Origin of the sequence: Mycobacteroides sp. H001, from assembly GCF_001440005.1 — a bacterium.
Lineage (GTDB): Bacteria > Actinomycetota > Actinomycetes > Mycobacteriales > Mycobacteriaceae > Mycobacterium > Mycobacterium gwanakae.
In genome coordinates this window covers 1-6,239 of record NZ_LJYH01000005.1, presented here as the reverse complement: position 1 = coordinate 6,239, position 6,239 = coordinate 1, and the positions used below count along the sequence as shown (strand labels likewise).

Below are 6,239 nucleotides of genomic sequence, written 5' to 3'. Positions count from 1 at the left end.
ACCGCCATTTATGACCACCTGCCCAATTTCGCCGCCGTGATTTCGTCCTGCTGCCGACGCATCATCGACACGGCATCGCTGGTGTCGAACGCGCTGATCATGGTGTTGAATGTCGGCCCGGGCTGCTGCCCCGCGCGGCCACCGTGAGCCGTCCCCGCGGGAACGGCCGCGGGCGCCGGCACAGCGGCCGACGCTGAGATTGGCGCCGCTCCGCCGAATCGGCCAATCCCAGCGCCATCGGACGCACCAAGGCCACCACCGGAACCGCCGCCACCACCAACGGAAATACCGCTGACAAACTGCGAAATCCCCTTGAGCCAGCCCGGCGAATCGCCAACGCCAAGCACCCCGAGCGCCGAGGACACCTGGCCGCCGACCGCTGCGGCAGCTGCATCGCCGAACTCGAATGTGCGCTCGGGCTGACCGGGCACCTGCGACTTGACGCCCATACCGGCCAGGCCGATCCCCGAGAGCCCGGAAATGGACGACGGCAGATTGAACCCGCCGCCACCGGTGGACGATGCGCCGCCACTCGATGCTGCGCTCACCGCTTCGGTGCCGCCGGATGAGACCGTGGTGTCGCCGACGGGCGGGTTGACGCCCGCGGCTACGCCCTGCCCCATCTCGGCGCCCCTGGATTTCAACGCGCCGAGCAGACCGTTGGCGATACCGGGCCCGGAGAAGATGTGCACGTGATCCATATGGTTCTGCGTCGGGTCGCCACCTGCGCGGGTCGCCATCTTCTCCGAGCGCCCACCCGGGTACCAGAGCTTCTGTTGCCAGATAGCCCATTTCAGGTCAATGGCCGAGGCGTTGTCGACCGCGAAGTCCTTGACCGCATCGCCCTTGGCCTTGTCGCCATACACCATCACATCCAGGGCGCGGCCGGTTGGATGCTCCCCGTAGCTGTCTTGCCGATAGCCGCCAATATTGCTGATGCCAAATCGCTCACTGATGATCTTGCGCAGCTCCGCGGTGCCCTTGACCAATCCGCCCTCGGCATACCCTGGCAGCTTGCCGGTGGCGTTCAGGTAGTCCAGCAGTCCGGGGTAGGCATTCTCAATTCCCTTGCGTGACTGGGACTTGATGACGAACTCGTCCCCGTGAACCACTCCCGCTATCCGGTTGACCGGCACGTTGCCCGTATAGCCGCCGATGTCGAACTGCGGGGCCTTCGGCAAGTGCCACTGCTTGCCACCAATCTCGGGAATCCACTCGGGGATGGTGAAACTCAGCGCATCGGTCATCCGGTTCCACTTGTCCGCGATCCACCGAAGCGCGTCGAGAAGGCCGTTCTTGAGCCCGTCCCACATGCCCTTGGCTGCGTTGGTGATAGCACCGGGCAGGCCCTTGACGAAAGTGACCATGGCCGTGAACTTCTCGCGCACACCGGTCCATACCTCACTGGCCTTGGTGACGAGCCAGTTCCAGCCGTCACCAATGCCTTCCCATACCCTCTTGAGCATTGGCCAGGCGGTGTCCATGAACCACTTGACGACGGCCTCGGCGGCAATCTTGATGGCCTTCCATGCGGCGTCGACAATGGCGCGGAACCGTTCGGAATGCTGATACGCGTAGATGATTCCCGCCACCAATGCGCCCACCGCCACCACAATCAGGCCGATCGGGTTAGCGGTCATGGCCAGGTTCCACAACCGTTGTGCTGCGGCTGCGGCCTTGGTGCCCAGCGCAACCGCGTTCGATGCAGCGGACGCCAGGACTGCCGCGGCGTTCAGCCCCTCTAGTAGGGGTGTCGCAGTACCGAGCGCGTTATTGAGGGCATCTATCCCCGATGCACCCCAGGCGTCATCTCCTCCGATCAGCTCCTTGGCGGTCGTCAGAGCACCGCTGACCTCACCGATCCGGCCGGTGATTGCGCCCGTCACAGCGCTCACCCTCTCCGACGCCTTGGATAGGCCACCGGCCATCGAATTGCCCAACCGGACAGCGATATCCGTTCCGATGTTCGCCTTATCCACCGCGCCGACGAGACCGCGCTTGATGGACTCACCAGCCTTGGTGTAGTTGCCTCTGCTGACCCCATCGAGGATCGATGTCACGATGGCCGCTCCCGCGCCCGCACCCACTACCGACCCAAGGCCGGGTAGGGCGCTACGCAAAATGTTGCCGACCGAACCCGAAATGCCCGACATCCCAGTGGGGATGGTCTTGGCGATCTGCTCACCGATCGCACGCCCCGCCAGCTCCCCGGCCGTGGCCCCGGCGTTGGTGATCGCAGCCGATTCGATCCGCGGCACAACCTTGACATCTCCGGTGTGCTTCTCGACCGTCTCCTTGGCCTGCTTGCCCGCGGTTTCCGCGGCGGGCTGGTCGACCTTCGGCTTGACCGCAACCTCGGCGGTCTGCTTCTCGATGGTGTCCTTGACCTGCTTGCCCGCAGTGTCGGCGGCCTTCTGATCGACCTTGGGTGCGATCGAGACGCTGACGACCTTGCCTTCGATCTGCTTGTCGATCGCGTCGGTAACGCCGTTCAATGACGGGATGATCTGGAGGGTGGCGTATCCGATTGTCGTCACGTATATCCCACCTCCACAACGGAATTCACAGATTGATCAATGCTTGACATAGCCACTCTTGCGTTTCAGGAACATGGCCTTGAGTGCTTCCTTCGCTGCGGCAACGGCTTTGGCGACCATCGCGGCCCGCGTTGGATGGTCGATGTTTTCGGGAACCTTTTTCGGATCGCCGAGCAGCTTGACCAGCGCCGCCCACACATCAGCGATCAGATGATCGGTGACCGTCCAGCCCGGTTGACCGTCGTTGACTGCCGCTACCGTCCGCGAATGCGGCGGCAGTTGGCGAACCAGGACGCCGAGACGGCGGATAGACAGTGTGCCGCGGTACAAATCGGTGAGGTCAAGTCCGTTGTAGAACTGGGCTAGGTCGGCCTCTATCTCGTCGCCATGCTCGTCGAGCAGGCTCAAGAGGCCGATTATTCCCCCGACAGCTCCAACAACTGAGCGCCGATCGCGGCGAAATCTCCCACAGTCGGGCTTGTTGCGAGGAACGCCGCCCACTGTTCAGATCCGAGAAGCATCTCAGTGCCACCCAGTTCGTCGCCGCCCTTGAGTTTCATGTACGCCTCCAGGGGCACGGCGTCCCCGAATGGGATTCGCAACGTGATCCCGTTCTGCTCGATGTCCACATATCCATCGGCCTCAGCTTGGCGAATCGCCGCCGACTTCTTCGCCTTGCGATCTTGCGGCTTGGGCGCATCGGCGGGAATTGCCTTGCGTGGTGCGCTCTTACGTGGTGCGGTCATGGTTTGACTCCTTGACTAGAGGGAGGGGGCCGACTCGCTGAGGTGGAGCCCCGCCCCGGGCGCGGGAGTCGGTCGCGTCCGGGGCGGGTGCTTTCGCCCTATGAGACGGTGACGGTGCCGCCGGTGCCGGTGGCCGAAACTCCGGTGACCGGACCGGTGAAGGTGGCCACCAGCGGACCGCCCTCGGGGCCCTCGACAGTCACGCCCGGATCGTCGAGCGCCTGTACAGAGTCCAAGTCCCGCAACGCCGATTGCAACGCGTAGTCGGTCAGCGCCGTGATCGAGACCGTGGTGTCACCATCGACCGTCGCCGTGTACGCGGTCACGCCCGCGTCGATGGTGAACGTCTTGGTGACATCGTCGGCGGCGCTGCTGTCCAAGTACTTGAACACATCGCCATTCGCATCGGCGGTGTGGTGCACCGTGATCTCTGCGAACGACAGCTCGCCGTCGACAATGCCGCCGTGGCTCTTGAGTTCAGCCAGGGCCGGGCGCAGCGCCACCCACACGCGCGTCACGTCCTCGTCGACATACCGGTACAGCACATAGATCTGAACATCCTTGGGGATGCCCAGCTTGTCCGGCGTGGACCCCGGCAGGACGACCTTGCGGGTCACGGCGTTGTACTCCAGGGCAGTAAAACCGCTCTTGAGCTTGCCCTTGCGGAACTTGATCCGGAATGAGGGGTGCCCGAACGCGTCGTATTCCTTGACCTCGCCGGACGGGTCGAGTGGGATGCCCTTCTTGTCGTCGATCAGTCCGGAAAACTCCCAGCCCTTGGCCCCAGGGTCGGCGGTGGCGTTCGTCGGGATCTTCGCGGCGATGTTGTTGCCTGGGACATCCTGCTTGAGTATCAGCCAGACCTCGGCCTTGTCCGGGATGACGGTGGCATCGGGATTGATGGTTGCAACCATTGTTGATTCCCTCCTTAAGGGCGTGAGAGCCCTTGCGGGCCAACAAAAAACCCCGCCAGGTAGGCGGGGTTGATCGGTGCGCTACAGCGCGCTATCGGGTGCGGGCCCGGGTGCGGACTGTGAACGAGATGAGGTCACCGCGTGTGCGCGAGTCGCGTGCCTCCAGGAACGCAGCACCCGGCAGGATCGCGGCGATACCAGGAATCCGTGTGGTGAGCAGATAGGGCATCGCCGCGTACGCGTACTTGGTCTCCCGGCCCGATGTCCACGACGTGATGCGGATCGTCGGGTCAGTCGCCGCCGGCCACATGTCCAACGTGCTGCCGTCATCGGCGACCAGCAGCACCGGATCGGAGCCCAGAGTCCAATCGGATGGAAGTTCCAGGCGCACCGACAACTCGGGGAACCGCGCCGCCATGTCGGCCTTGAGCCGATCCTTGATCAGGCGTGCGACGTCGACCGGCTCACGCACCGCGGGTAGCGTCACCGGCCAGCCTTGCCTTGCGACCGCCGCGCAGCCACCCACGCCTCATTTGCATCGCCAGACGCCTTCGCCTCCGCGGGTGTCGCTTCCGGCCGCGCCTTGCGCCCCTTACCGCGATTGCGCGTCTCCGTGGCGGGCTTGGGCCGCACCTCCAGTCCGGCCGCCGCGGCGGCGCGAGTGAGTACGCCATCCTTGGCTTGCATCTCGGCCGGCACGCTCACCGTCGCCGCGGCGCGGTCGGTGGTGTAGATCGTGACCTTGGCGCCCTCGCCGATGTCGTCGGCAACCTGCTGCGCCAGACCATTGATCGCGCTGGCCGCCAGTTCCTTGAGTACTTCGGCGCCGCCGTCTTGGTCCAGTACGAAGGCCATCAGCCTTGCCCCCGCGTGCACAGCACCTCCAGGCCACCGCGGCCTGAGAGCATCCAGTCGTTGACGATGATCGGATAGCGCTTGCCGCGCACCGTCAGTTCGTCGCTGTTGATCAGGTCGGTGCCGGGGTTGAAGTAGACCGTGCACGCGATGTCCTCGCCGCTGCGCGCCCGCTCTTGGCGGTGCCCCTGCCCGGTCTGCGAGCCGCTGCCAGGTGCCACGGCGACGGCTATCAGGGCGGTGTCGGTTGCCTGGGTCAGCCGACCGTTCTCGTCGCGGCCGGCGCCGCGGTGGCGGATCACCTGCTCGCTCACGGTTGTGGCTCCAGCCGGTACAGGTCCAGGATCGACAGCTCTGCCATGGAAAACGCGGACCCTGCCGCGGTTTCCTCTTCGGCCCATCGGAACGGCCCAACCGCGATAGGCTTGCCGCCCTCGGGGGTCTGCGACATGCGGTCGATATACGAGAGCACCGCGGCCTCGAAATCGGCGGCCTCGGCGAATCCGTGATTCATCTTTACCGTGATCGCGCCGAGCTTGCGCGACCATGGCACCCCGGACTTCTTGCGCACCAGCCCGGTTTTGGACCACTCCAGGGTGCTCAGGCTCAGGGCTACGCCGTCCTCGGTGACGCTGATCAACTCGACGACCCGGAGAGTCGGCAGCCGTAGCAGCGGACCCCCGGGTCCATCGAGTTCGATCTCGTGCTGTTGCTTGACGGGAGTGACGTGCCAGCCGCACCAACGCTGAACCGCGGCGAGCCCAGCTGCAAGATTCCGCTCGGCTTCCGAATCGCCTTCGGCGAGACGGCCCTTGGTGTACTGCGCCAGTGCGGCTGCGTCGAGCACCGTCACTCCTACTTGTTCGCCGTAGCCTTGGCGGCCTTGTTGGCCGGTGCGGGTGTACCCTTCGCCGCTTCGGCCGCTGCGGCAGCCTCGGCTTCGGCCTGCTGCTTTGCAGCCAACTCAGCTGCCTCCTGTTCGGCGGCAGCCTCGGCTTCGGCCTGCTGCTTTGCAGCCAACTCAGCTGCCTCCTGTTCGGCGGCAGCCTCGGCTTCGGCCTTGGCGGCAGCTTCTGCCGCGGCTGCTGACTCGGCCTCGATTCGCACCGATGCCAAATCCTTGTGGGACAGGCCCCTAGCCTTCGCGTCCTCATCGTTGAGCAGCAGCGTGGTCTTCACGCCGTTGA

Annotated in this window: 9 protein-coding genes; all 9 read right to left on the bottom strand. The window is 64.9% G+C overall.

Annotated features, from left to right (window positions below; translation table 11 throughout):
* Positions 1–8 precede the first annotated feature (8 nt).
* Positions 9–2,537, bottom strand: a complete 2,529-nt coding sequence (locus tag AOT83_RS00065) for a hypothetical protein (protein ID WP_057966496.1) — start codon at positions 2,535–2,537, stop codon at positions 9–11.
* Between the two features lie 36 nt (positions 2,538–2,573).
* A complete protein-coding gene (locus AOT83_RS00060; protein WP_240483031.1) occupies positions 2,574–2,945 on the bottom strand; it encodes a hypothetical protein in 372 nt (123 codons plus the stop codon).
* 8 nt (positions 2,946–2,953) lie between these two features.
* Complete coding sequence (locus AOT83_RS00055; RefSeq protein ID WP_057966497.1) at positions 2,954–3,283, bottom strand: hypothetical protein; 330 nt, start codon at positions 3,281–3,283, stop codon at positions 2,954–2,956.
* Positions 3,284–3,381: 98 nt separating this feature from the next.
* The gene (locus AOT83_RS00050; protein WP_057966498.1) at positions 3,382–4,197 is read right to left on the bottom strand and encodes a hypothetical protein; all 816 of its coding nucleotides are present in this window, start codon (positions 4,195–4,197) and stop codon (positions 3,382–3,384) included.
* A gap of 91 nt (positions 4,198–4,288) precedes the next feature.
* Positions 4,289–4,684 carry a hypothetical protein gene (locus AOT83_RS00045; protein WP_057966499.1) on the bottom strand — a complete coding sequence of 132 codons (396 nt, stop codon included), beginning with the start codon at positions 4,682–4,684 and terminating at the stop codon, positions 4,289–4,291.
* Positions 4,681–5,052, bottom strand: coding sequence for a hypothetical protein (locus AOT83_RS00040; RefSeq protein WP_057966500.1), 372 nt, complete (start codon positions 5,050–5,052; stop codon positions 4,681–4,683). The genes AOT83_RS00045 and AOT83_RS00040 overlap by 4 nt, the downstream gene beginning before the upstream one ends.
* Positions 5,052–5,366, bottom strand: a complete 315-nt coding sequence (locus AOT83_RS00035) for a hypothetical protein (RefSeq protein WP_057966501.1) — start codon at positions 5,364–5,366, stop codon at positions 5,052–5,054. Before AOT83_RS00035 ends, AOT83_RS00040 begins: the two co-directional genes overlap by 1 nt.
* Positions 5,363–5,899 carry a hypothetical protein gene (locus tag AOT83_RS00030; RefSeq protein ID WP_057966504.1) on the bottom strand — a complete coding sequence of 179 codons (537 nt, stop codon included), beginning with the start codon at positions 5,897–5,899 and terminating at the stop codon, positions 5,363–5,365. Before AOT83_RS00030 ends, AOT83_RS00035 begins: the two co-directional genes overlap by 4 nt.
* Positions 5,900–5,907: 8 nt before the next feature.
* A partial coding sequence (locus AOT83_RS27720; RefSeq protein WP_198530403.1) for a hypothetical protein occupies positions 5,908–6,239 on the bottom strand: 332 nt, incomplete at its 5' end.

Bases quoted from the DNA above. Each gene is read 5' to 3' on its own strand.
- AOT83_RS00055 (WP_057966497.1), bottom strand. From the start codon at position 3,283: ATGACCGCACCACGTAAGAGCGCACCACGCAAGGCAATTCCCGCCGAT.
- AOT83_RS00050 (WP_057966498.1), bottom strand. From the start codon at position 4,197: ATGGTTGCAACCATCAATCCCGATGCCACCGTCATCCCGGACAAGGCC.
- AOT83_RS00040 (WP_057966500.1), bottom strand. From the start codon at position 5,052: ATGGCCTTCGTACTGGACCAAGACGGCGGCGCCGAAGTACTCAAGGAA.